The organism is Arthrobacter yangruifuii, assembly GCF_009192775.1.
GTDB classification, from domain to species: Bacteria; Actinomycetota; Actinomycetes; order Actinomycetales; family Micrococcaceae; genus Arthrobacter_B; species Arthrobacter_B yangruifuii.
The window spans coordinates 19,745-42,875 of the sequence record NZ_VTFX01000003.1 but is presented as its reverse complement, the minus strand read 5'-3'; the positions used below and the strand labels follow the sequence as shown (position 1 = coordinate 42,875).

Annotated in this window: 17 protein-coding genes; 3 read left to right on the top strand and 14 right to left on the bottom strand. The window is 66.9% G+C overall.

The window, feature by feature from the left end; genetic code table 11:
• Nucleotides 1-54: 54 nt before the first annotated feature.
• The 6 genes from GD627_RS06830 to GD627_RS06805 all read right to left on the bottom strand — a co-directional run bounded on the left by GD627_RS06830 (nt 55) and on the right by GD627_RS06805 (nt 8,736).
• The gene (locus GD627_RS06830; RefSeq protein WP_152271905.1) at nt 55-1,386 is read right to left on the bottom strand and encodes a glutamate-5-semialdehyde dehydrogenase; all 1,332 of its coding nucleotides are present in this window, start codon (nt 1,384-1,386) and stop codon (nt 55-57) included.
• Nucleotides 1,383-2,594 carry a glutamate 5-kinase gene (proB, locus tag GD627_RS06825; protein WP_152271904.1) on the bottom strand — a complete coding sequence of 404 codons (1,212 nt, stop codon included), beginning with the start codon at nt 2,592-2,594 and terminating at the stop codon, nt 1,383-1,385. Before proB ends, GD627_RS06830 begins: the two co-directional genes overlap by 4 nt.
• Nucleotides 2,595-2,646: 52 nt before the next feature.
• Entirely contained in the window at nt 2,647-4,236 is a 1,590-nt protein-coding gene (gene obgE / locus GD627_RS06820) for a GTPase ObgE (RefSeq protein ID WP_152271903.1), read from the bottom strand.
• Between the two features lie 107 nt (nt 4,237-4,343).
• Nucleotides 4,344-4,607 carry a 50S ribosomal protein L27 gene (rpmA, locus tag GD627_RS06815; protein WP_104053918.1) on the bottom strand — a complete coding sequence of 88 codons (264 nt, stop codon included), beginning with the start codon at nt 4,605-4,607 and terminating at the stop codon, nt 4,344-4,346.
• An 82-nt stretch (nt 4,608-4,689) separates the two neighbouring features.
• A complete protein-coding gene (rplU, locus tag GD627_RS06810; RefSeq protein WP_146361875.1) occupies nt 4,690-5,001 on the bottom strand; it encodes a 50S ribosomal protein L21 in 312 nt (103 codons plus the stop codon).
• 345 nt (nt 5,002-5,346) lie between these two features.
• Nucleotides 5,347-8,736, bottom strand: a complete 3,390-nt coding sequence (locus tag GD627_RS06805) for an Rne/Rng family ribonuclease (RefSeq protein WP_152271902.1) — start codon at nt 8,734-8,736, stop codon at nt 5,347-5,349.
• 439 nt (nt 8,737-9,175) lie between these two features.
• On the opposite strand from GD627_RS06805, the gene GD627_RS06800 reads away from it, so the two are divergent.
• Entirely contained in the window at nt 9,176-9,829 is a 654-nt protein-coding gene (locus GD627_RS06800) for a vitamin K epoxide reductase family protein (RefSeq protein WP_152271901.1), read from the top strand.
• Between the two features lie 15 nt (nt 9,830-9,844).
• On the opposite strand, the gene GD627_RS06795 is transcribed toward GD627_RS06800, so the two are convergent.
• Nucleotides 9,845-10,486 (bottom strand): CG0192-related protein, encoded by a 642-nt coding sequence (locus GD627_RS06795; RefSeq protein ID WP_152271900.1) that lies wholly within the window; start codon nt 10,484-10,486, stop codon nt 9,845-9,847.
• Nucleotides 10,487-10,613: 127 nt separating this feature from the next.
• Here GD627_RS06795 and GD627_RS06790 point away from each other — a divergent pair, with 127 nt between their 5' ends.
• Nucleotides 10,614-11,714, top strand: a complete 1,101-nt coding sequence (locus tag GD627_RS06790) for an SDR family oxidoreductase (protein ID WP_194265990.1) — start codon at nt 10,614-10,616, stop codon at nt 11,712-11,714.
• Between the two features lie 72 nt (nt 11,715-11,786).
• Here the strand turns inward: GD627_RS06790 and ndk are convergent, their stop codons facing one another.
• The 7 genes from ndk to GD627_RS06755 all read right to left on the bottom strand — a co-directional run bounded on the left by ndk (nt 11,787) and on the right by GD627_RS06755 (nt 20,394).
• A complete protein-coding gene (gene ndk / locus GD627_RS06785) occupies nt 11,787-12,203 on the bottom strand; it encodes a nucleoside-diphosphate kinase (protein WP_146361747.1) in 417 nt (138 codons plus the stop codon).
• Nucleotides 12,204-12,242: 39 nt separating this feature from the next.
• The gene (locus tag GD627_RS06780) at nt 12,243-12,719 is read right to left on the bottom strand and encodes a DUF4233 domain-containing protein (RefSeq protein ID WP_146361746.1); all 477 of its coding nucleotides are present in this window, start codon (nt 12,717-12,719) and stop codon (nt 12,243-12,245) included.
• 11 nt (nt 12,720-12,730) lie between these two features.
• Nucleotides 12,731-14,110 (bottom strand): bifunctional folylpolyglutamate synthase/dihydrofolate synthase, encoded by a 1,380-nt coding sequence (locus GD627_RS06775; RefSeq protein WP_146361745.1) that lies wholly within the window; start codon nt 14,108-14,110, stop codon nt 12,731-12,733.
• Nucleotides 14,107-17,409 (bottom strand): isoleucine--tRNA ligase, encoded by a 3,303-nt coding sequence (gene ileS, locus GD627_RS06770; RefSeq protein WP_152271898.1) that lies wholly within the window; start codon nt 17,407-17,409, stop codon nt 14,107-14,109. The genes GD627_RS06775 and ileS overlap by 4 nt, the downstream gene beginning before the upstream one ends.
• A 332-nt stretch (nt 17,410-17,741) precedes the next feature.
• A complete protein-coding gene (locus GD627_RS06765; protein WP_152271897.1) occupies nt 17,742-18,500 on the bottom strand; it encodes an SDR family oxidoreductase in 759 nt (252 codons plus the stop codon).
• A 73-nt stretch (nt 18,501-18,573) separates the two neighbouring features.
• Complete coding sequence (locus GD627_RS06760; protein ID WP_152271896.1) at nt 18,574-19,431, bottom strand: hypothetical protein; 858 nt, start codon at nt 19,429-19,431, stop codon at nt 18,574-18,576.
• 582 nt (nt 19,432-20,013) lie between these two features.
• Nucleotides 20,014-20,394 (bottom strand): DUF488 domain-containing protein, encoded by a 381-nt coding sequence (locus GD627_RS06755; RefSeq protein WP_152271895.1) that lies wholly within the window; start codon nt 20,392-20,394, stop codon nt 20,014-20,016.
• Nucleotides 20,395-20,469: 75 nt separating this feature from the next.
• On the opposite strand from GD627_RS06755, the gene valS reads away from it, so the two are divergent.
• Entirely contained in the window at nt 20,470-23,097 is a 2,628-nt protein-coding gene (valS, locus tag GD627_RS06750; protein ID WP_152271894.1) for a valine--tRNA ligase, read from the top strand.
• The last annotated feature ends 34 nt before the right edge of the window (nt 23,098-23,131 follow it).

Sequence of the window (23,131 nt, the reverse complement as noted above, 5' to 3'; positions counted from 1 at the left end):
CGCGTAACGGAGTGCACATCGCAGCCGGTGCCGGCGGCAGTCCCCCGGGCGAAGCTAGTCGCGGATTTGTCCGTCGCCCTGGATGATCCACTTGGTAGTGGTGAGTTCCTTCAGACCCATGGGGCCGCGGGCATGCATCTTCTGCGTGGAAATCCCCACTTCGGCGCCAAGCCCCAGCTCTCCCCCGTCCGTGAACCTGGTGGAGGCATTCACGATCACTGCGGCCGAATCAATTTCGGCAGTGAACCGCTCGGCATTGGCCAGGTCATTGGTGATAATCGCCTCAGTGTGCCCGGTGGTCCAGCGCCGGATGTGTTCGAGCGCGTCATCGAGGCTGTCCACCACCGCCACGGCCAGGTCCAGGTCCATGTACTCACGCCCCCAGTCGCCGTCGTCGGCCGGTTCGGCGGCCACGCCCGCCGGCAGCAGCTCCATGGCCCGGGGGTCCGCATGCAGGCGGACCCCGGCCGCCGCCAGGGCCGCCAGGACATCCGGAGCCGCCGCGGCGCCGTCATGGATGAGCAGGGTTTCCACGGTATTGCAGACGCTGGGACGCTGCGTTTTGGCATTAAGGAGAATATCGACGGCCATTTCCACCGGAGCGCTGTGGTCCAGGAAGATATGCACGTTGCCCTCCCCCGTTTCAATCACGGGGACGGTGGCGTTGGTAACCACGGACTGGATCAGGGACCGGCCGCCGCGGGGAATCAGGACATCCACCCGGCCGCGTGCCTTCATGAGCACGTTGGCGCCCTCGCGCCCGTACTGGTCCACGCTCTGCACCGCGTCGGCGGGCAGGCCCACGTCCTCGAGGGAGTCGCGGATGATCTCCACCAGGACCTCGTTCGTGGCCGCTGCGGCGCTGCCGCCGCGCAGGAGCACCGCGTTTCCGCTTTTCAGCGCCAGGCCTGCAATATCCAGCGTGACGTTGGGGCGGGCCTCGTAGATCGCGGCCACCACGCCCATCGGCACGTGCACCTGGCGCAGCCGCAGGCCGTTGGGCAGCGTCTGGCCGCGGGCAACGGATCCCACGGGATCCGGAAGCCCAGCCAGGTTCTCCAACGCCGCTGCCAGGGCAGTGATCCGCGCGGGCGTCAGGGACAGCCGGTCCAGCATGGACGCCGAGGTGCCGTTCTCCCGTCCGGCGGCCACATCCCTGGCATTGGCCGCCAGGATGGCTTCCTGTTTCGCGTTGACATTCTCTGCAATGCGCAGCAGGGCGCGGTCCTTCCACGCACGGTTGGCGCGGGCCAGCCGCCGGGCGGCGGTACGGGAACGGTCGGCGAGGGCATGGACCCGGGCTTCGACGCCGGCGTCCGCCTGGGGATCGGTGCCGGCGGATTCCGGCGCGGCGGGCAGTGCCTCGGAGGTGTTCACGGAAGTCATGTCCCCAGTGTAGGTCCGGCGGCCTCGGGTGCGGGCGCCGGGCCGGAGTCGGGATGCAGCAGAACAAGGTCATTGACGTGCACCACCGCACGTTCGTAGCCCCGGCCGAGTTCGCGGGACAGTTCCCGGGTGGACCGTCCAAGCATGGAGGGCAGCTCGTCTGAACCGTAGTTGGTCAGGCCGTGGGCAATGACCCGGCCGGCCGTGTCGGACAGCGCGACGGCGTCCCCGGGTTCAAACTGTCCCTTCACGGCGGTGATCCCTGCCGGCAGCAGGGAACGGTGCCGGTTGCCCACCGCACCCGCGGCGCCGTCGTCGAGCACCAGGGTGCCCTGGATGCGGGCCAGGTGGGCGAGCCAGAGCAGGCGGATGGACTGGCGCCGGCCGCGGGTGGTGAACCAGGTGCCCACGTCTTCTCCCGCCAGTGCGGCGGCAGCGTTGGCGGTGGAGGTCACGAGGGCCGGGATGCCGGACTCGGCGGCAATGGTGGCGGCCTCGACCTTCGTGGCCATGCCGCCCGTGCCCACGCCGGCTCTGCCGACCTTTCCGATCCGTACGTCCGCCAGGTCCTTGGGGCCGGTGACTTCGGGAATGCGGCGGGCACCCTCGGACGGCGGGCCGTCGTAGAGGGCGTCGACGTCGGAGAGCAGAATCAGGGCGTCGGCTTTGACCAGGTGCGCCACGAGGGCGGCCAGGCGGTCATTGTCCCCGAAGCGGATTTCGTGGCTGGCAACGGCGTCGTTCTCATTGACGATCGGCAGGACGCCGAAGTTAAGCAGCCGTTCCATGGCCCGGTGTGCGTTCGCGTGATGGGCACGGCGCATCAGGTCCTCGATGGTGAGCAGCACCTGGCTCACGGTGACGCCGTGGGCGCCGAAGGCGGCGGTATAGCGGGCCATCAGCAGGCCCTGGCCCACACTGGCGGCAGCCTGCTGGGAGGAAAGCTGGGCCGGACGCTTGGTGAGGCCCAGCGGTGCCAGCCCGGCGCTGATGGCGCCGGAGGACACCAGGATGATCTCCGTGCCCTGCGCGTGCCGGGCGGACAGGACGTCCGCCAGGGAGTGCAGCGCCGCATCGGAGATGCCGCCTGCCACGGAGGTCAGGGACGAGGAGCCCACTTTGACCACCACGCGGCGGGCACGGGCCAATCCGGAGCGGGAGGTCAGCGCACGGCGGGCAGGTGGGGCGAATTCGCTCTGTTCACTCATAACCTGCCCAGCCTATGCGCTGTTCCCTGTCCGCCGCCGGTGTGTGAAGGAGTTACTCCCCTTCGTTACCCGCTGACGGCTCCTCTGCGGGGCGGGAGGAGTGCTTGTAGTTCACCGACTCGGTCCAGATACCGGCGCGGCGCTCGGTCTCGAGTTCCTCACGGGCGGCGGCACGGGCGTCCCGGCGCTTCTGGTGATCCTCGCGCTTTTCTTCGCGGGTGGGCCGGGAGAATTCCTCGATCCGGATGTCGCTGCCGCGCGGCGACGCAGCCAGCAGCTCGGCACCGCCAATCATGGTCGGCTCCCAGTCGAAGACGACGCCGTCGCCCTCGCCGATGACTACGGCGTCGCCGGGCTTTGCGCCTTCCTTGAACAGCTTCTCCTCCACGCCCAGCTTGGCGAGGCGGTCGGCAAGGTAGCCCACGGCTTCGTCATTGGTGAAGTCGGTCTGCTGGACCCAGCGCACCGGCTTTTCGCCCAGGACACGGAAGAGCGGCTCGAGGTTGCGCTCCTCGCGGCGGATCATGAATCCACCCTTGTAGTTGACTCCGCGCGGCTTCAGGACCGGCGGCTGGATGCGCGGCGGAGCCTTCTCCACGGTGTCGCGGGCCTCCTTGACAATGGCAGCCATGGCGAACCCGAGTTCACGCAGGCCTTCATGGCTGGACGCGGAAACCTCGAACACGCGGTAGCCGCGCTTCTCCAGTTCCGGCCGGACGAACTCGGCCATGTCGCGGCCGTCGGGAACGTCCACCTTGTTCAGTGCGATCAGGCGGGGACGGCGGTTCAGCGGCACGACGTCGCCGTCTGTGCCGGCGTAGCTCATGTCCACTTCGTACTTCTCGAGCTCGCGCTCGATGACTTCCAGGTCCCCGATGGGGTCGCGGTCCGTTTCCAGCGCGGCGCAGTCCAGCACGTGCACCAGGGCGGCGCAGCGTTCCACATGGCGCAGGAAGTTGTGGCCCAGGCCCTTGCCTTCGGAGGCGCCTTCGATCAGGCCGGGAACATCGGCGACGGTAAAGCGCACGTCACCGGACTGCACCACACCGAGGTTCGGGATCAGCGTGGTGAAGGGGTAGTCGGCAATCTTCGGCCGGGCAGCGGAGATCGCGGCGATCAGCGAGGACTTGCCGGCGGACGGGAAGCCAACCAGTGCAATATCGGCAATGGACTTGAGCTCCAGGACAATGTCGGATTCTTCGCCGGGGATGCCCAGCAGCGCGAATCCGGGAGCCTTGCGTTTCTGCGAGGAAAGCGAGGAGTTGCCGAGGCCACCCTGGCCGCCGGCGGCAGCGATGTACTCGGAGCCTTCCCCGACCAGGTCCGCGAGGACGTCGCCGGCCTTGTTCTTGACGACGGTGCCGTCCGGCACGGGAAGGATCAGCGTCTCGCCGGTCTTGCCCGCGCGCCAGTCACCCATGCCGTTGCCGCCGTTGGTGGCGTGGCGGTGCGGGGCGTGGTGGTAGTCCAGCAGGGTGGTGGTATTCGAGTCGACGCGCAGGATGACGTCGCCGCCGTCGCCGCCGTTGCCGCCGTCGGGCCCGCCCAGGGGCTTGAACTTTTCACGCTTGACGGACACGCAACCATGGCCGCCTGTACCGCCCGAAACATGCAGCACTACGCGGTCTACAAAGCTGGCCATGGTTCTCCTTCAGAGGAACTTCTTGATCATGCCAATTCTACTTGGCTTAAAAAACGACGGGGCGGGCCATCAAGGCCCGCCCCGTCGGAAAAGCTAAATGCCGGTGATTACTCGGCGGCTGCAGCAGCCACGATGTTCACGACGCGGCGGCCTCGACGGCTGCCGAATTCAACTGCGCCTGCTTCCAGGGCGAACAGGGTGTCGTCGCCTCCGCGGCCAACGCCCTCACCCGGGTGGAAGTGGGTGCCACGCTGGCGAACGATGATTTCGCCTGCCTTGACAACCTGGCCGCCGAAACGCTTTACGCCGAGGTACTGGGCGTTGGAGTCGCGACCGTTGCGAGTGGAACTCGCACCTTTCTTATGTGCCATTTCTTTGCCTGCCTTTGCTAACTGATATTGAAACCCTCAGGCGGGATCACCCGCGTTCCCGGCCCTGGGGCCGGCAGGAGAATCAGGAGTTGATGGACGTAACCTTGACCTTGGTCAGCGAGGAGCGGTAGCCCTGACGCTTCTTGTAGCCGGTCTTGTTCTTGAACTTCTGGATAACAATCTTCGGACCCCGGAAGTTCTCGACGATTTCTGCAGTCACGGTAACCTTGGCCAGGTCCTGTGCAGCAGAGGTGACCTTGTCGCCATCAACCAAAAGCAGGGCAGGCAGCTCAAAGGTGCTACCGGCTCCACCGGGGACGCGGTCCAGGGTTACGAGGTCTCCGACGGAAACCTTTTCTTGGCGGCCGCCAGCGCGGACAATCGCGTACACCACTTGGGAACTCACTTCTCTCGACGTTTAATACTTGGATGCGCATTTAGCCGGGCCCAGATTGGGCCTGCCTTGCGCCATGCAGTTCCGCCTGAACCGATAAACGGTTGGAAGGCGTTCGCACCGAAGTTCAAGGCTACGCTAACGGGCCCATAACCCGCAAATGCTGTGCGCATTCGCCGGGTGGACCCACGCGCCACCGAACCGGTGCCACTGCTCGGGTTCTACTTTATCCCATGTGGGCGCTGTTGCGGACATCGGGGCCGTCCCGGAGCGGCGTACCCGTTAAAGGCTGCGGGCGGGCCCTCCCCGAGGGGAAGGCCCGCCCGCAGCAGGGGGGTGAACCGGTTACAGTTCCGAGGCCGGCACGCCCACGCCCAGGATCACCGGTGCCGCAGCACCGGCCTTCTTCTCCGGGGCAACCGAAGGCTTCGCCGAAGCCGTCACCGTATGCCGCGCCGGGGAGGCGGGAGCCGCTTTCCCTGCGGCCGGTGCCGTGACCTCCGCTGCGCCCTGTGGGCTGCTTGCTGCCCTGCGCCGGCGCACGGGGCGGGCGGGCACCTCCGCAGCAGCGGCCGGCACCTCAGCCTTACGGGCGGTGTGCTGCCCGGAGTCCTGTTCCCGGACGGCGGGTGCCTGCTCCGGTGCCTGCTCCGGTGCCTGCTCCTGCTCCACCGGCCGCGACACGGCCGAGGCGACCTCGTTGAAGGCCTCCGTCAGGCTTTCCAGGGTCAATGCAGGTTCCTGCTTTACCGCACGCCGCCGCTGGCGGCGCGGAACCACCACGGTCTCGCCCTGGAGGTTCAGCACTGCTCCGGGTTCGGTATCGGACTCAACGGCCGCTGTGTCCTCCGCCGCCGGCGTCGAAGGGGTGCCGTTGCCATTGGCAGCGGCGTCCACCACCTCGTGGGCGGCAGCAGTGGCAGCCGCGATGCTGGCCAGCGCGGCGCGGGCGGCTTCGGCTTTCGCCTGCCGCTCTGCGTCCTCCTGCACCGGCTCATCCACCCGGGGCTGCTCTTCCGCCTGGACGGCGCCGTTCTGTCCGCGGCTGCGGTTGCGCTTACGGTCCCCGCGGGACTGCTTCTCCTGCTTGAGGTGCTGCTGGTGGTTGTCGTCGGCGACCGCGTGTCCGCTTCCGTGGCCGTTGTTGTTTCCGTTGCCGGACGGGGTGTGGCTGGTGCTGCGGCGGTGCTCCACGGGAATGTCGTGGGTGATGACGCCGCGGCCGGCGCATGCCTCGCACTCTTCGCCGAAGACTTCCAGCAGGCCGGTGCCCATCCGCTTGCGCGTCATCTGGACCAGCCCCAGCGAGGTCACCTCGGCCACCTGGTGCTTGGTCCGGTCCCGGCCCAGGCACTCCACGAGGCGGCGCAGCACCAGATCGCGGTTGGCTTCAAGGACCATGTCGATGAAGTCGATGACGATGATGCCGCCGATGTCCCGCAGCCGCAGCTGGCGGACCACTTCCTCGGCCGCTTCCAGGTTGTTCTTGGTGACGGTCTCTTCCAGGTTGCCGCCGCTGCCGGTGAACTTGCCGGTGTTTACGTCCACCACGGTCATGGCTTCGGTCCGGTCAATCACCAGGGATCCGCCGGAGGGCAGGAAGACCTTGCGGTCCAGTGCCTTGGCAATCTGCTCGTCGATGCGGTGCGCGGCGAAGATGTCCTCGTCCTTCGTCCACTTCTCGAGCCGTCCAACCAGGTCCGGTGCCACGTACGTGACATAGGCCTCGATGGTGTCCCAGGCTTCCTCGCCGGAGACCACGAGCTTGGAGAAGTCCTCGTTGAAGACATCACGGACCACCTTGATGGTCAGGTCCGGCTCGCCGTACAAAAGCTCCGGCGGCAGCGTCTTGGTGGACTTGGACTTCGCCTCGATGGTCTCCCACTGGGCGCGGAGACGGTTGATGTCATTCATCAACTCTTCCTCGCTGGCGCCTTCCGCGGCGGTGCGCACAATGACGCCCGCGTTTTCCGGCAGGTGGTCCTTGAGGATCTTCTTCAGCCGGTTGCGCTCGACGTCGGGCAGCTTCCGTGAGATGCCGGTCATCGACCCGCCCGGAACGTACACAAGGTAGCGGCCAGGCAGGGAGATCTGGCTGGTCAGGCGTGCACCCTTGTGGCCCACCGGATCCTTGGTGACCTGCACCAGGACGGAGTCGCCGGACTTCAGGGCCAGTTCAATGCGGCGCGGCTGGCCGTCCAGGCCGGCGGCGTCCCAGTTCACCTCACCGGCGTACAGCACGGCGTTGCGGCCGCGTCCGATGTCCACGAACGCCGCTTCCATGCTGGGCAGCACATTCTGGACCTTGCCGACGTAGACGTTGCCGATCAGCGAGTCCTGCTGGGTGTTGGAGACAAAGTGCTCAGCGAGGATGCCGTCCTCCAGCACGCCGATCTGGATCCGCTCGTCACGCTGCCGGACAATCATCTGCCGGTCCACGGACTCGCGGCGGGCGAGGAACTCGGCCTCGGTGATGACGTGGCGGCGGCGTCCCGATTCGCGGGACTCGCGGCGGCGCTGCTTCTTGGCTTCCAGGCGGGTGGAACCCTTCACACTGGTGACGCGGTCCGAAACCGGGGCGTCGGCGTGCGCACGGGGGGCACGGACCCGGGTGACCGTGTTGGGCGGATCGTCGTCCGCTCCCCCGGTCAGTTCCAGATCGGCGTCCCCGCGGCGGCGGCGACGGCGGCGGCGGGAGGTCACGCCGTCGGACTCACTGTCGGGGCCCGTCGAGGATTCCTCTGCGGCAGGGGCATCCTGGCCGGCTGCGGTGTCCGAGCCCTGGCGGCTGCGGCCGCGGCGGGAGCGGCGGCGGGAACGGCCCGAATCCGCCTCTTCCTGTTCCATTTCTTCGACCTCAGCGGGCCTGGCCACCGGCAGGGACCGGACGGCTGCCAGATCGGGGGCGTGGAACAGCACCGACGTGGGCGATTCCGGCACAGAGAACGGGTCCAGTGCGGAGATGGGCCCGGCGGCTTCGGTCTTGGCCGGTGCGGAGTCCCGGGACTCGGCCGGCGCGGGGGCCTTGGCCGGCGTTTCCGTTGCTGCGGCCGCTTCGGCGGCAGCGGGAAGCACCGGTTCCGCGGGGGCTGCGGCAGGGTCTGCAGCGGCGGGCACGGCTGCCGACTCAGCCGAACGCGCCGGACCGGTGGGGGTGCTGGCGCGGCGGCGGGCACGCGTCTTCGGGGCCGGTGCGGCTACCGCAGGTGCCTCAGCTGCGGGGCCGGCAGTGTTGGTGGACTCGGGGCCGGCTGCCAGCGTCACCTCATCGGCAGGGCTCTCGACGGCGGCACTCTCCGGCGCGGCCTCGGCGGCGGGTTTCCTGGCCGGGCTGCGGCGGCGGCGGACCGTCTTCGCCGGAGCGGCGTCGACAGCCGCTGCATCAGCCGAAGCCTCGACGGCGGCAGGAGCCTCCGCGGCTTCCGGTGCCTCCTGGGCCGCGGCGGCTTCTTCGCGTGCCGGTACGGCCTTCTTGCGGGGTGCGCGTGTCCGCTTGGGCTTCTCAGCGGGGGCTTCCGCTTGGGTCTCGGCTGCCGCTGCCGGGGCTTCCGCCGTCGGCTGCTCCGCGGGTGAAGACGCCGCGGGTGAAGACTCCGCCGGTGAGGACACCGGAACGGACTTGCGGCGGCTGCGGGTGGCCTTTTTGGCCGGCGCCGGCTGCGTGTCCGGCTGCAGATCCCCCGCCGTACCGTTTTCTACAGGCAGTTCATTGGTTCCATCATTCTGATTAGTCATCTAGGCCTATGCTCCGGCCCTGCGGCACTGGCCACATTCCAATGCCCCAAGGCAATGTGTCGGCTGTACGGTGGCATCGCAGCCAACCCGCCAGCCGGAAGTCGTCTGGATGTCTTGCGAGGTCGTGCCAGCTGTGGGGCGCGGTATCACTCGAAGACCAACGGCGCTTTTCCTGCTACCCCCGCGGAACGGAAAATGTTCTCTACGGCTGCGGGTAGGTCTGGCCGGCGGATTCCCTGGTTCCCATCCGGATTGATGGGTCAACTACACGGGAAGCGTCACCGGCAGAACCGGAAGCCTGTCGCTGGACCGGCGGCGGAATGTGGTTCCGCCATCAGCCAAGCTTCATTATCGCATACGGCCGCCTTTTTGGCCCGTCACTGCGCATAGACTCGACGCAGATAGTTACCTCTGCCGCCTACTCCGTCAGGAGCTTTCCGTGCCTTCCAGCGCAGCCCGTCCATCTTCCGGCGTCCAGCCGGCCGACTCCGCCGTCCGGCCGGGTTCCACGGAGGCGCCGCGGGAACGAACGTCATTCATTTGGACACTGCTCATCAGCTCGGTCGTCGGCTGGATTGCCTCGGGCATCCTGGTGATTGAGCGGCTGCATGTGTATGCCGATGCCGGGTACATCACCAGCTGCGATATCAGCCCCTGGGTGTCCTGCGGCACCGTCTTCAAGACCTGGCAGGCCGCGATCTTCGGCTTCCCCAACCCGCTGATCGGCATTGTGGCCTTCGCAGTAGTGATAACCACCGCCATGGGCCTGTTGGCCCGGGCCCGGTTTGCCCGCTGGTACTGGCTGGGACTCCAGGCCGGCGTCACCCTGGGTATGGTGTTCGTCGTCTGGCTGTGGAGCCAGGCCCTGTTCGATATCTACGTGCTGTGCATCTACTGCATCGCGGTGTGGGCGGCGATGATCCCCCTGTTTGTGTTCACCACCATCCGCAACCTGGCCGCCGGGGTGATTCCGGCGCCGGCCGGGATGGTGCGGTTCCTCACGGAATGGGCCTGGGCCATTGTTGTCCTGCTCTGGGTGGCCACCGCCGCGTCCATCTTCTTCCGCTTCATGAATTCCTTCCTCGGCAGCTAGCGGCGGCCCCCTCAGCTAGTCGGGCTGCGGCATTCCCCAGGCCAGCACCACGGGGATATCCTGACCCTCCCAGGTGGCCGTCAGGGAAGGATCCGGCGCCGTGCGGCCGTCCAGGTCCAGCAGCCGCACTACGGAGAACTCCCAGCCGCCCCCCGCTACCACGGATGCGGCCCAGCCCTCCGGCTCGGCAGCGGGAGCATCCACCAGCTCGGCGCCGCTGGGCATTCCCGTACTGCTGACCTGCATGGATTCGGGCAGCAGTTCGCGGGCGCCGCCGTCGTTGTCCAGGTACTGGGTGGCCTGGGGCTGCCGGGACAGGAGGGCCGCTTCCAGCGCCCGGGCGTAGACCGGATCACCCAGGGCATCGTAGACCCAGCGGCGTCCGAGGACCGAGTGTTCCATTTCGTTGATCAGGAACTCCTCGGCACCTGCCAGCGGCGCGCCCCGGTAAGTCAGGGGCACCTGCACCAGTGCCGGGCCGGCTTCGACGATAAGGGTTTCGATTCCCACCTCACCCTCCGGATCATCGAACCGGAAGGAAGCCACCTTCCGGACCGCCACCGGGTCCGTGGAAGGAAACCACCAGGTTCCCGGCAGCCAGCCGGCGATCAGTTCCATTTTGTCCGGACGCAGCTCGGCGTCGTAAATAAGTGCCATGCGCACAGCCTAGGCGTCTTTTGGCGCCCCGGTCAGGAATTTCCGCAGGCGATTCCCCGTTGCCGCAAAGGAAGGCGCCCGGCGGATCCCGCCGGAAAGCGCCACCTTTCGATCCATGAGGAGAACCATGCTCAGAACCACCCCCAGCCACCCCGAAGCTCCGCGGACGGCCCTCGTCGCGGGAGCCACCGGCATTGCCGGGGCGGCCCTGGTGGACCTGCTGGAGAGCCGGGGCTGGACCGTCCTGGCCCTGTCCCGGAAGGCGGGCGCCCCTGATCCGGCACGTCCCGCCGTCGTTCCCGTGGCAGCGGACCTGGGCTCACCCGTTAGCCTGGCGCAGGCGCTGGAAGGAACCCGCCCCACACACGTGTTCTTCACCTCCTGGTCCCGGCAGGAAACGGAGAAGGAGAACATTGCCGTCAACTCCGCGATGGTCCGCAACCTGCTGGCAGCGCTCGAACACGCTCCCCTGGAACACGTGGCCCTGATGACCGGGCTCAAGCACTACATGGGACCGTTCGAGGCCTACGGTGAAGGCCCCATGCCGGACACCCCGTTCTCCGAAGACGAGCCGCGGCTGCCGGTGGAGAACTTCTACTACGCGCAGGAAGACGAACTGATGGAAGCCGCCGAGCGGCAGGGCTTCGCCTGGTCCGTCCACCGCGCGCACACGGTGATCGGCTTCGCCGTGGGCAATGCGATGAACATGGGCCAGACCCTGGCCGTCCAGGCCACGCTCTGCCGTGAGCTCGGGATGCCGTTTGTCTTCCCCGGTTCCGAAACCCAGTGGAATTCAGTCACCGACATGACCGACGCCGGACTGCTCGCCGAGCACATGCTGTGGGCGGCCACGGATGCGAACACTGCCAACGAGGCCTTCAACGTGGTCAACGGCGACGTGTTCCGCTGGCGTTCGCTCTGGCCGCGGCTCGCCGCAGAGTTCGGTGTGGAGCCGGAAGGCTTCGATTCCGTTCCGCGTCCGCTGGAAGAGCAGATGGCCGGGATGGCCGACGCCTGGACCAAGATCGCGGACCGTCACGGCCTGGCCGAACCGCAGCTGGAACGGCTGGCGTCCTGGTGGCACACTGACGCGGACCTGGGCCGGAAGGTGGAAGTGCTCACGGACATGAGCAAGAGCCGGCTGGCCGGCTTTACCGGGTACCGCCGCACGGAGGACGCCTTCAAGGCACTCTTTGCACGCCTGCGGGACGAAAAGCTGATTCCGTAACCTCCCGTTACAGACGAAGGGCCGGCACCATCACTGGTGCCGGCCCTTCGTGGTTCCGTACGCGAAGCGGTACTAGCTGAACCAGATACCGATTTCCCGTGCTGCCGATTCAGGCGAATCGGAGCCGTGGACGAGGTTCTGCTGTACCGCAGTGCCCCAGTCGCGGCCGAAGTCGCCGCGGATGGTGCCCGGAGCCGCCGTCGTCGGGTCAGTGGTGCCGGCCAGGGAGCGGAAGCCTTCGATGACGCGGTTCCCTTCGAGGACCGCGGCGACAACCGGGCCGCTGAGCATGAACTCGACCAGCGGCTCGTAGAACGGCTTGCCCTGGTGTTCCTCGTAGTGCTCTTCGAGGATGGCACGGGTGGCCTCGGTCTTCTTCAGCTCCGCCACGGTGTAACCCTTGGCTTCGATCCGCGCCAGGATGGCGCCGGTGAGCCGGCGCTCGACGCCGTCGGGCTTAATCAGGACAAGTGTGCGCTCGGTGCTCACGGTGTATCTCCTTGGAACGATCGGATATCGGTTCTAAGCCTAGTCGGTGCCGGCTGCGGTTCCGGGTCCGGCGGGCGTGGTCCCGTCTTCCGGATGGGCCTTTTCCCATTCGGCCTGCATCCGGTCCCGTTCGCGGTTCTCCCGGTCCAGCCGCATCCCGGCCCGCAGGCCGTACCACCAGGTCACGGCGAAGAGTCCGCCGACGAGGAACATCATCCAGTCCAGGAATCCGGTGGCGATGAGCACCAGCTGCAGGATCCATCCGATCAGCGGCCCCGCCGGTTTGGAGAGCAGCGCACACGTGCCGATCATGGCCGCGGCGAGCAGCACGCCCCCGCCCAGCAGCAGCGGCGGGGAGACGGTGTCACGGTGCAGTCCGAAAACGGCCAGCGTCCCGAACAGCACCACGAACGCCTCCAGCGTCAGCACCGTGGAGGCGAACATTACCTTGATGGAGCGGCGTTTCTTGGGCATGCCCGGACGCCATTCGCGCTGCGCCTTGGTCAGTCTTGCCATAGCTGCGGTGCCTACTTTCCGAGGAGGGTGCGCGCTTCGGCGACCAGGGTGATGGAACCGACCACAAGCACGCCGCCGGAGAGATCATTGTTCTCCTCGGCTTTGGCCACGGCCCACTCGAGGGCGTTGTCCAGGCCGGGTTCAACCTGGATGTCCTCATCCGCGAAGCCGGCATCCACGGCGTCCTGCACCAGTTCCTCGGCCGGGATGGCCCGGGGCGAACCGGACTGGGTCAGGACGATTCCGCTGACCAGGTCACCCAGCTGCTCGCGGAGTTCGCTGAGGATGCCGACGGCGTCCTTCTCCGCCAGGATGCCGACCACCAGCACCAGCGTGGTGAAGTTGAAGGCTTCCCGCAGTGCCTCGGCGGTCGCCTTGGCGCCGGCGGGGTTGTGGGCGGCGTCGACGACGATGGTGGGAGCGGTCCGTACCACCTCGAGGCGGCCCGGGGAGGTGACGCTGAGGAACCCGGTCCGCAGCAGTTCGACGTCGAGTTCCTTGGTGCCGCCGCCGATGAAGGCTTCCAGCGCCGCCACGGCCACGGCCGCGTTTTCGGCCTGGTGGGCACCGTGCAGGGGAACCTGCAGGTCCTCGTAGCGGCCGGCGAGGCCGTTGACGGTGACTACCTGACCGCCTACCGCCATGACGCGGGACTCCACGCCGAATTCAACGCCCTCGAACCGGAACGGAACGCCTGCTTCATGCGCCTTTTCCAGGAGAACCTGCGCGGCTTCCATGGGCTGGGCGGCGCTGATGAGGAACCCGTCCTCCTTGATGATGCCGGACTTTTCCCGGGCAATATCGGCCACGTCGTCGCCCAGCAGCTCGGTGTGGTCCAGGGAAATCGGGGTCACCACGGAGACGGTGCCGTCTCCGACGTTGGTGGCATCGGTGATGCCGCCCAGGCCCACTTCGATGACCGCCACATCCACGGGCTCGTCTGCGAAGACCGCGAACGCCAGGACTGTCACGGCTTCGAAGTACGTCAGCCGGGGCTCCCCCGCCGCCTCGAGCTCGGCGTCGACAATCTGCAGGTAAGGGTGGATCTCGTCCCAGATCCGGACGAATGTTTCATCGCTGACGGGCTCGCCGTCAATGCTGATCCGCTCGGTGACGCTGGTCAGGTGCGGGCTGGTGTACCGTCCGGTGCGCAGCCCGTAGGCCCGCAGCCCCGCTTCGATCATGCGGGCCGTGGACGTCTTGCCGTTGGTGCCGGTGATGTGGATGATCGGGAAGGCCTTGTTCGGCTCCCCCAGCACCTCCATGGCCCGGAACATCGGAGCCATCCGCGGCTCCATCTTGTTTTCCGGGGCACGGCTGAGCAGTTCGGCGTACACGCTTTCCACGGAGAAGCCGTCAATGGATCCGGACGGACGGTCTGCTGAACTCATGAAATCTTCTCCACTGTAACGATGAACTTGTCGGCGTCGGCTGCAGCGTCGTCGGTGACCAGGTCGCCCACGACCACCAGATCGTCGGTGAGCGTCTCGGCCTGTACCAGGCTGACGTTGGCTTCAAGGGCGGCTGCTTCGGCCTCACCCGTGCTGATGCGGGTGCGGATCCGGTCGCTGATGTGCAGGTCCGCATCGCGGCGGGCCTGCTGGATGGCGCGGATGGCGTCGCGGGCGGTGCCTTCGGCGGCCAGCTCGGGGGTGACCTCCGTGTTCAGGACCAGGAAGCCGCCGCCGGGCAGCACGGCAACGGCCTTGGCCGATTCCCCTTCGCCCGATTCGACGACGGTTTCCAGCGTGTATTCCTGCGGTTCCAGGGCCAGGCCGGCGGCGGTGACCGTGCCGGCCTCGTCCACGGACCAGTCCCCGGACTTGGCGGCCTTGATGGCCGTCTGGACGTTTTTGCCCAGGCGGGGACCGGCGGCACGGGCGTTGACCACGAGTTTCCGGCTGATGCCGAATTCGGCCGGGTCGGCGTCGGAGGCGTCCACGAGGCGGACGTTCTTCAGGTTCAGCTCGTCGGCGATGATCGCGGCGAACTGTCCGGCCAGGGTCTGCGCCTCCGGGGCGACGACGGTCAGCTCGGACAGCGGCAGGCGGACCCGGAGGTTCGCACCCTTGCGCAGCGAGGAGCCGACGGAAGCGATCCTGCGGGTGGCTTCCATGCGTTCCACCAGGGCGGGGTCGCTCGGGAAGAGGTCCGCGTCCGGCCAGTCGGTCAGGTGCACGGAGCGCCCGCCGGTCAGTCCGCGCCAGATTTCCTCGCCGATGAGCGGCAGCAGCGGGGCTGCCACCCGGCACACGGTCTCCAGGCAGGTGTAGAGCACGTCGAACGCCTGCGTGTCTTCTTCGAAGAAGCGCGTGCGGCTGCGGCGGATGTACCAGTTGGTCAGCGTGTCCATGTAGGCGCGCAGGATCTCGCAGGCGACGGACACGTCGTAACTGTCCAGTGCGGTGCCCATGTCACGGACCAGGTCGCCGGTGGCGGCGAGCAGGTAGCGGTCCAGGGGTTCGGCGGAGTCGTAGCAGGCCTTGGCCTCGTAGCCGTTGCCGTTGTTCGCGGCGTTGGTGTAGAGGCTGAAGAAGTGCCAAACGTTCCACAGCGGCAGGATGGCCTGGCGGACGCCGTCGCGGATCCCCTGTTCGGTGACAATCAGGTTGCCGCCGCGCAGGATCGGGGAGGCCATCAGGAACCAGCGCATGGCGTCGGAGCCGTCACGGTCCAGGACCTCGGAGACGTCCGGGTAGTTGCGCAGCGACTTGGACATTTTCTGCCCGTCCGAGCCCAGGACAATGCCGTGGCTGATGACGTTGCGGAACGCGGGCCGGTCAAACAGTGCGGTGGCGAGCACGTGCAGGGTGTAGAACCAGCCGCGGGTCTGGCCGATGTACTCCACGATGAAGTCGCCCGGGTTGTGGCTCTCGAACCAGTCGGCGTTCTCGTGCGGGTAGTGCACCTGGGCGTACGGCATGGACCCGGAGTCGAACCACACATCCAGCACGTCTTCGACGCGGCGCATGGTGGACTGGCCCGTGGGGTCGTCCGGGTTGGGCCGGGTCAGCTCGTCGATGAACGGGCGGTGCAGATCCGGCTGGCCCTCCTTGTTCAGCGGCAGCCGGCCGAAGTCGGCTTCCAATTCCGCCAGCGAACCATAGACGTCGGTGCGCGGGTAGTTGGGATCATCCGAAACCCAGACCGGGATGGGGCTGCCCCAGTAGCGGTTGCGGCTGATGGACCAGTCGCGGGCATTTTCCAGCCACTTGCCGAACTGGCCGTCCTTGACGTTCTCCGGGATCCAGTTGATCTGCTGGTTCAGCTCGACCATCCGGTCCTTGATCTTGGTGACCTCCACAAACCAAGAGGAGACCGCCTTGTAGATCAGCGGGTTCCGGCAGCGCCAGCAGTGCGGGTAGCTGTGCTCGTAGCTGGCCTGGCGCAGCAGGCGGCCGTCCGCCTTCAGGACACGGGTGATCAGCTTGTTCGCGTCGAAGACCTGCAGGCCGGCGATGTCGGAGAGTTCCCCGGTGCCGAACATGGGCAGGAACTTCCCGCCCTCGTCCACGGAGAGGATCACGGGGATGCCGTACTGCTCGCAGACCTTCTGGTCGTCTTCACCGTAGGCGGGTGCCTGGTGGACAATGCCGGTGCCGTCGGTGGTGGTGACGTAGTCGGCGGTGACAATCTGCCAGGCGTTGGCGGTGCCCCACTTTTCCGTGTCGGTGTAGTAGTTCCACAGGGGTGCGTAGCGCAGCCCGGCCAGGTCGCTGCCGAGGTGGACGGAGGCGACGGCGGCGCGGGCGGCGTCGGCGTCGTCGTACCCCAGGTCCTTGGCGTAGGAACCGACGAGGTCCTCCGCCAGGAGGAAGCGTCCTTCTCCGGCCTGGGTGCCGTTCGGTCCGGCGGGCACGACGGCGTAGCGGACTCCGGGTCCGACGGCGAGGGCCATGTTGGTGGGCAGGGTCCACGGCGTGGTGGTCCAGGCGATGGCCTTGACGCCCTCGAGCTCGGAGGAGAGCGGGTTGTCGCCGGCGATCAGCGGGAAGGTGACCGTGACCGTCTGGTCCTGGCGCATCTTGTAAACGTCGTCATCCATGCGCAGTTCATGGTTGGACAGCGGCGTCTCGTCCTTCCAGCAGTACGGGAGCACCCGGAAGCCGCTGTAGGTCAGGCCCTTTTCGTGCAGGGTCTTGAACGCCCAGATGACCGATTCCATGTACTCGACGTTGAGCGTCTTGTAGTCGTTCTCGAAGTCCACCCAGCGGGCCTGGCGGGTGACGTAGTCCTGCCACTCGCCGGCGTACTTCATGACCGAGGCGCGGCAGGCATCGTTGAACTTGTCGATGCCCATCTTCTCGATCTGGACCTTGTCGCTCATGCCGAGCTGCTTCATGGCTTCCAGTTCGGCGGGCAGGCCGTGGGTGTCCCAGCCGAACCGGCGTTCCACGCGGCGCCCGCGCTGGGTCTGGTAGCGGGCCACCAGGTCCTTGACGTAGCCGGTCAGCAGGTGGCCGTAGTGCGGCAGGCCGTTGGCGAAGGGCGGGCCGTCATAGAAGACAAACTCGTTTTCGCCGTCTTTTCCGGCAGGGCGGGCGTCGATGGAAGCCTGGAAGGTGCCGTCCTGGTCCCAGTACTTCAGAACGCGTTCTTCGAGTTCCGGAAACCGGGGAGAGGAGGGAACGGCAGCAGATGCGGCGTCGCCGGTGCTGGCTTTGGGGTATACAGAGGGCATATTCGTCATCCTGATAGCGGCAAGTGAATCTGGCTGTGGAACAGGATGCGAGGGCGGCGTCTGCCGGCCCGGAAGGCCGGCGGTAACCGCGGTACCACCTCGCTTGCCGCCGCATGCCCTCCGGTGGTGCTGGAGTGCGCGCGGCTGCCGCTCATTGACTGCTGTGACGGGCTTACCCGTCCGGGTCTACTGGGCTGCACCTCATTAAAGAGGTGGCCGTTCTTCCGGAAGCTCACCGGTGATGGCCGGGTCAGTGCTGCTCCGGTCAAGTTTAGGCCACGCCCGCGCCGGTTGTCGAAGCACCTGTCCCGGCCGGGCGCGCCCGCACCTCCGGAACCGGGTCACTGCCCGGTGCGGATGACCTTGTGCTGGGCCGCCTGCGCCACCGGCCGCAGGACCACCTGGTCCAGGTTGACGTGGTGCGGAACGTTCAAGGCGAACGCCATGACCTCGGCCACGTCTTCCGCCGTCAGCGGCTTGTCGACCCCGGCGTACACCTTCGCTGCAGCCTCCTTGTCCCCCACCCGGTTCAGGGAGAATTCCTCCGTCTTGACCATGCCCGGTGCAATTTCGATGACACGGACATTGTGTTCGGCTTCCTCCAGGCGCAGGGTCCGGGCAAGCAGTTCCTCTCCGGACTTCGCCGCACTGTAGCCGGCTCCGCCCTCGTAGGCGGTGAACGCCGCCGTCGACGTCACCAGCAGTACAGAGCCCCGACCGCTGGAGCGCAGGGCGGGAAGGAAGGCCTGGGTCATCCGCAGTGCGCCCAGGACGTTGACGTCATACATGCGCTGCCAGTCGCCGATGCTTCCGTTCGCCACGGGATCGAGACCGAAGGCGCCGCCGGCGTTGTTGATCAGGGCGTCTACTCCCCCGCCGGCCAGGACCTGCTCGGCAAGCCTCGTCACGGACGCGTCGTCCGTGACATCCGCGGCGATGGCCACGGCTCCGGTCTCTTCGGCGAGCGCCTGCAGCTTTTCCTCCCGGCGGGCGACGGCGACGACGTCCCAGCCCGAGGCGCGCAGCGCACGCACGGCGGCGGCTCCGATTCCTGAACTTGCTCCGGTAACTACGGCCCGCTTCGGTGTGATCTCAGTCATGGAAGCTACTTTAGCCAGTGTTTACTCCTTCCCCGTGTCTCCGGGACGTAGCGGCGGCCCTGTTACGGCCCGTTCAGCGGTACCGCCGGCTGTGGCTTGCTGTCGTGCCCCGCTGCCGAACCCAGGTGTCCCGTGTCCGCATCACCAAACCGACAAATTCGTCCGGCTCGTGCAGGATCATCTCAGCGGTGATACGCAGGGTGATCCACCCACCGGAGGATGATCCGTTCCAGCGCTGTCTGTCCTTTCGGTATTCCACCCGCCCGCTGTGGAACGCGTACCCGTCAATCTCCACGATCAGCCATCCGTCGATGAGGAAGTCCACCCTGCCCACACCCGGCAGCAGCACTTCCTCCTTGAATTGGATCCCGGCGGCAAGGAGGTGAAACCGTGCACAGACCTCCAGCGGGGAAGCGGTGGTGCGGCGGACGGTATCCAGCAGTTTACGGATAGGCCAGTCCCTGGGTCCCGAGAATTCTTCCCTGAGTGCTGCCAGCCCCACGGCGTTGGAAACTACTGCAGATTCAGCCATGACCAGTGCGTCCACACGGGGACGGCAGCGAAAGGCATCCCGAAGGATGTCCCGGGGTGGTGCTATCAGCCGATGGACGGACCGTCTGCCCCGGTGGACCACCGCGTCGGGGAGGGTAAGCACCCTGTCGCAGCGCAGGTGTGCAGACGGCGCCGGCACCAGGGTCCACCAGCCAAGCAGGCTGGCAGCTGACGTGCAGGAAAGTGAGGCACCGCTGCGGGCTGCCTTAACCAGTCCGGGATCCGCGGAGGCCAGCGCGAGGACCCCTCGGCCAACCCTCTGCAGCAGCCCGGAACGAAGGGCGGCATCTACCTGCGCTCCGGAAAACCCGTTGACGGTCAGGGTGCTGCGCCAGGCCACGCCGTACCGGGATTGAAGGAAAACCTCTAGCTGCTGCATTTCCTTATCTTCGGAATTTTGCCGGCATACCTCATCCCCTGCCTCTGTTCCGGTGGACGGACTGGCTCCCGCCGATCCGAATCGCTTCCCCGGGAGGAAGGGTCACAGGTAGAGGACCCGCAGTTCCCACACTCTGACACCCCTGTTACTCCTGGGGTCACAGAAACCACTCCAGCACCAAAGCTTGGGAACGACGGAACACCGCCCCCTTCCGGAGCATTCACCACAGACCGGACTGCCAGGCCGACTCTTCCCCGTGAGGAAGGGTCACCGGCATGCCAGGCCGACCCTTCCCCTGCCCCGCAGGTCCCACACTCTGATACCCCTGTTACTCCTGGAGTCACAGAAACCACTCCAGCACCACAGCGTGGGAACGACGGAACCCCGCCCCTTCCGAAGCATTCACCACAGACCGGGCTGTCAGGCCGGCACTTCCCCGCGAGGAAGGGTCACCGGCAGAGGCCCCGCAGTTCCCACACTCTGATACCCCTGTTACTCCTGGGGTCACAGAAACCACTCCAGCACCAAAGCGTGGGAACGACGGAGCCCGGCGCCCTTCCGGAGCAATCACCGCAGCCGGGGTCAGGCCGGACCGGGCGTCGAGAGCAGATAATCCCGCAGGACCACGGCCTCGTTCTCCGTCTCATTCCGCGCCCCGAACAGCAGCACGGTGTCCGGGCGGAACCGGCATTCCCGCCCGAAGCCGGCAACACCGGGATTGCCCTCCAACTCCGCCCGGTACCGCTGCACAAATTCCTCCCACCGGTCTCCGCGGTGCCCGAACCATGTGCGCAGTTCGGTGCTGGGGGCGAGGTCCTTACGCCATTCGTCCAGCCCTGCCCTTGACTTGGACACGCCGCGCGGCCAGAGCCGGTCCACCAGCACCCGGAAGCCGCCGTCGGGCGGTTCATAGATCCGCTTCACCCGCACGTTCCATGACGGGGATTCCCTCTCGGCAGCCATACCGGGATGCTACTGCCGGGCAATGCCGCAGGCACAGTGCCTCAGACCATAGGCCTGCATGGAAGAATGGAGTCCATGGCTGAACATATCCCGGGCACAGACACGCCCGACAACGAACCCACCACCGTAACCGTCCCCGACAAGCCCGCACTTGAGGGCCTGGAGGAGAAACTGAGCCGCCGCTGGCGCGAGGAAGGGACATACTCCTTTAACGAGGACACCGTCCGGGACGAGGTCTACTCGATCGACACTCCCCCGCCCACGGCCTCCGGTTCGCTGCACGTGGGACACATGTTCTCCTACACGCAGACCGACGTGATGGCCCGCTACCAGCGGATGACCGGCAAGAACGTGTTCTACCCGATGGGCTGGGATGACAACGGCCTGCCCACCGAGCGCCGTGTCCAGAACTACTACGGCGTACGCTGCGACCCGACCAAGCCGTACGACGCCGACTACCGCCCGCCGGCGAAGGCCGCCAAGAACCAGCGCGACTTCGACGTCATTTCCCGCCGCAACTTCATCGAGCTCTGCGAGGAACTGGCGGTGGAGGACGAGAAGGTCTTCGAGGACCTCTTCTCCACCCTGGGACTGTCCGTGGACTGGACCCGGACCTACCGCACCATCGATGACCACTCCCGCGCCGTCAGCCAGCGCGCGTTCCTGGACAACCTGCGCGCCGGCGACGCCTACATGGCCGAGGCCCCGACCCTCTGGGACGTCACCTTCCGCACCGCCGTGGCCCAGGCCGAACTTGAAGACCGCGAGCAGCCCGGCGCCTACCACCGGATCAGCTTCCATGCCCCCGACGGCGAGAAGATCTTCATCGAGACCACCCGCCCGGAACTGCTTCCGGCCTGCGTGGCCCTCGTGGCGCACCCCGACGACGAGCGCTACCAGCGCCTGTTCGGCACCACCGTGAAGTCCCCGCTGTTCGACGTCGAGGTGGAGGTGAAGGCGCATCCGCTGGCCAAGCCCGACAAGGGTTCCGGCATCGCCATGATCTGCACCTTCGGCGATCTCACCGACGTCACCTGGTGGCGTGAGCTGAACCTGCCCACCCGCGCCGTCATCGGCCGCGACGGCCGCATCCTCGCCGACACCCCGGAGTGGATCGCCACCGACACGGCGAAGGAAAACTACGCCGCCCTCGCCACCAAGACGGTCTTCAGCGCCAAGGAAACCGTCGTGGAGATGCTGCGCGAAAGCGGCGACCTCGACGGCGAACCCAAGAAGATCACCCACCCCGTAAACTTCTTCGAAAAGGGCGACAAGCCCCTCGAAGTGGTCACCAGCCGCCAGTGGTACATCCGCAACGGCGGCCGCGACGAGGAACGCCGCGAACGCCTGATTAACCGCGGCAAGGAAATCGACTTCCACCCCGCGTTCATGCGCTCCCGCTACGAGAACTGGATCGAAGGCCTGAACGGTGACTGGCTGGTTTCCCGCCAGCGCTTCTTCGGCGTTCCCGTGCCCGTCTGGTACCCGCTGGATGCCTCGGGCAACCCGGACTATGACAATCCCGTCCTGCCCGAGTCCGCGTCCCTGCCCGTGGACCCGGCCGCTGAACCGGCTCCGGGCTACGAGGAGTCCCAGCGCAACGCACCGGGCGGCTTCATCGGCGACGCCGACGTGCTCGACACGTGGGCCACCTCCTCCCTGACGCCGCAGATCGTGGGAGGCTGGAGCGTGGACGAGGACCTGTTCGCGAAGGTCTTCCCGTTTGACCTGCGTCCGCAGGGCCACGACATCATCCGGACCTGGCTGTTCTCCTCCGTGGTGCGTGCCGACGCCCTGAACGCCGCAGCGCCGTGGAAGCACGCGGCCATTTCCGGCTGGATCCTGGACCCGGACCGCAAGAAGATGTCCAAGTCCAAGGGCAACGTGGTGGTCCCCACCGATGTGCTCAACGAATACGGTTCCGACGCCGTGCGTTACTGGGCTGCCTCCGCCAAGCTCGGCGCGGACACCGCGTATGAGATTGCGCAGATGAAGATCGGCCGCCGCCTGGCCATCAAGCTGCTCAACGCGTCCAAGTTCGTCCTGAACCTGGGCGCCACGGAGAAGAACGTGGCACTGGATGACACCTCGGTGATCAGCAACGCACTGGACCTGGCCCTGCTGGCGCAGCTGACCGACGTCGTCAAGGCGTCCAGCAGCGCCTTCGAGCGCTACGACTATGCCAAGGCGCTGCAGCTGACCGAGTCCTTCTTCTGGTCCTTCACGGATGACTACGTGGAGCTGATCAAGGACCGTGCCTACGGCGCCGCCGGCGAGGCCGAGCAGGCTTCGGTGCTGGCCACCCTGGCCACCACGCTGGATTCCCTGCTGCGCCTGTTCGCCCCGTTCCTGCCCTTCGCCACCGAAGAGGTCTGGGGCTGGTGGCGCGCCGGCTCGGTGCACCGGGCTCCGTGGCCGAACGTGGACGGGCTCTCCACCGCCGTGGCCGATGCCGACGCCGGCATCCTCGGCACGGTGGCCGCTGCCCTGGGCGGCATCCGCAAAGCCAAGTCCGAAGCCAAGGTCAAGCAGCGCACCGAGGTCCTCAAAGCCACGGTCACCGCTCCCGAGGGTGCGGTGGCGCGGCTTCGTGCCGGCTCCGCCGACCTCAAGGCCGCCGGCAACGTCCGGGAACTGAACCTGGCGGTGGGCGACGGCGAGCTGGCCGTTTCCGACGTCGAGCTGGCACCCCCGGCGGAGTAAACACCGCAGCGCACAAACAGAACGCCCGGCCGGA

Bases quoted from the DNA above. Each gene is read 5' to 3' on its own strand.
- GD627_RS06765 (WP_152271897.1), bottom strand. From the start codon at position 18,500: ATGACTGAGATCACACCGAAGCGGGCCGTAGTTACCGGAGCAAGTTCA.
- GD627_RS06830 (WP_152271905.1), bottom strand. From the start codon at position 1,386: ATGACTTCCGTGAACACCTCCGAGGCACTGCCCGCCGCGCCGGAATCC.
- GD627_RS06780 (WP_146361746.1), bottom strand. From the start codon at position 12,719: ATGGCAAGACTGACCAAGGCGCAGCGCGAATGGCGTCCGGGCATGCCC.
- GD627_RS06755 (WP_152271895.1), bottom strand. From the start codon at position 20,394: ATGGCTGCCGAGAGGGAATCCCCGTCATGGAACGTGCGGGTGAAGCGG.
- ileS (WP_152271898.1), bottom strand. From the start codon at position 17,409: ATGACGAATATGCCCTCTGTATACCCCAAAGCCAGCACCGGCGACGCC.
- GD627_RS06775 (WP_146361745.1), bottom strand. From the start codon at position 14,110: ATGAGTTCAGCAGACCGTCCGTCCGGATCCATTGACGGCTTCTCCGTG.
- rpmA (WP_104053918.1), bottom strand. From the start codon at position 4,607: ATGGCACATAAGAAAGGTGCGAGTTCCACTCGCAACGGTCGCGACTCC.
- GD627_RS06760 (WP_152271896.1), bottom strand. From the start codon at position 19,431: ATGCAGCAGCTAGAGGTTTTCCTTCAATCCCGGTACGGCGTGGCCTGG.
- proB (WP_152271904.1), bottom strand. From the start codon at position 2,594: ATGAGTGAACAGAGCGAATTCGCCCCACCTGCCCGCCGTGCGCTGACC.
- GD627_RS06790 (WP_194265990.1), top strand. From the start codon at position 10,614: ATGCTCAGAACCACCCCCAGCCACCCCGAAGCTCCGCGGACGGCCCTC.
- valS (WP_152271894.1), top strand. From the start codon at position 20,470: ATGGCTGAACATATCCCGGGCACAGACACGCCCGACAACGAACCCACC.
- GD627_RS06805 (WP_152271902.1), bottom strand. From the start codon at position 8,736: ATGACTAATCAGAATGATGGAACCAATGAACTGCCTGTAGAAAACGGT.
- obgE (WP_152271903.1), bottom strand. From the start codon at position 4,236: ATGGCCAGCTTTGTAGACCGCGTAGTGCTGCATGTTTCGGGCGGTACA.
- GD627_RS06795 (WP_152271900.1), bottom strand. From the start codon at position 10,486: ATGGCACTTATTTACGACGCCGAGCTGCGTCCGGACAAAATGGAACTG.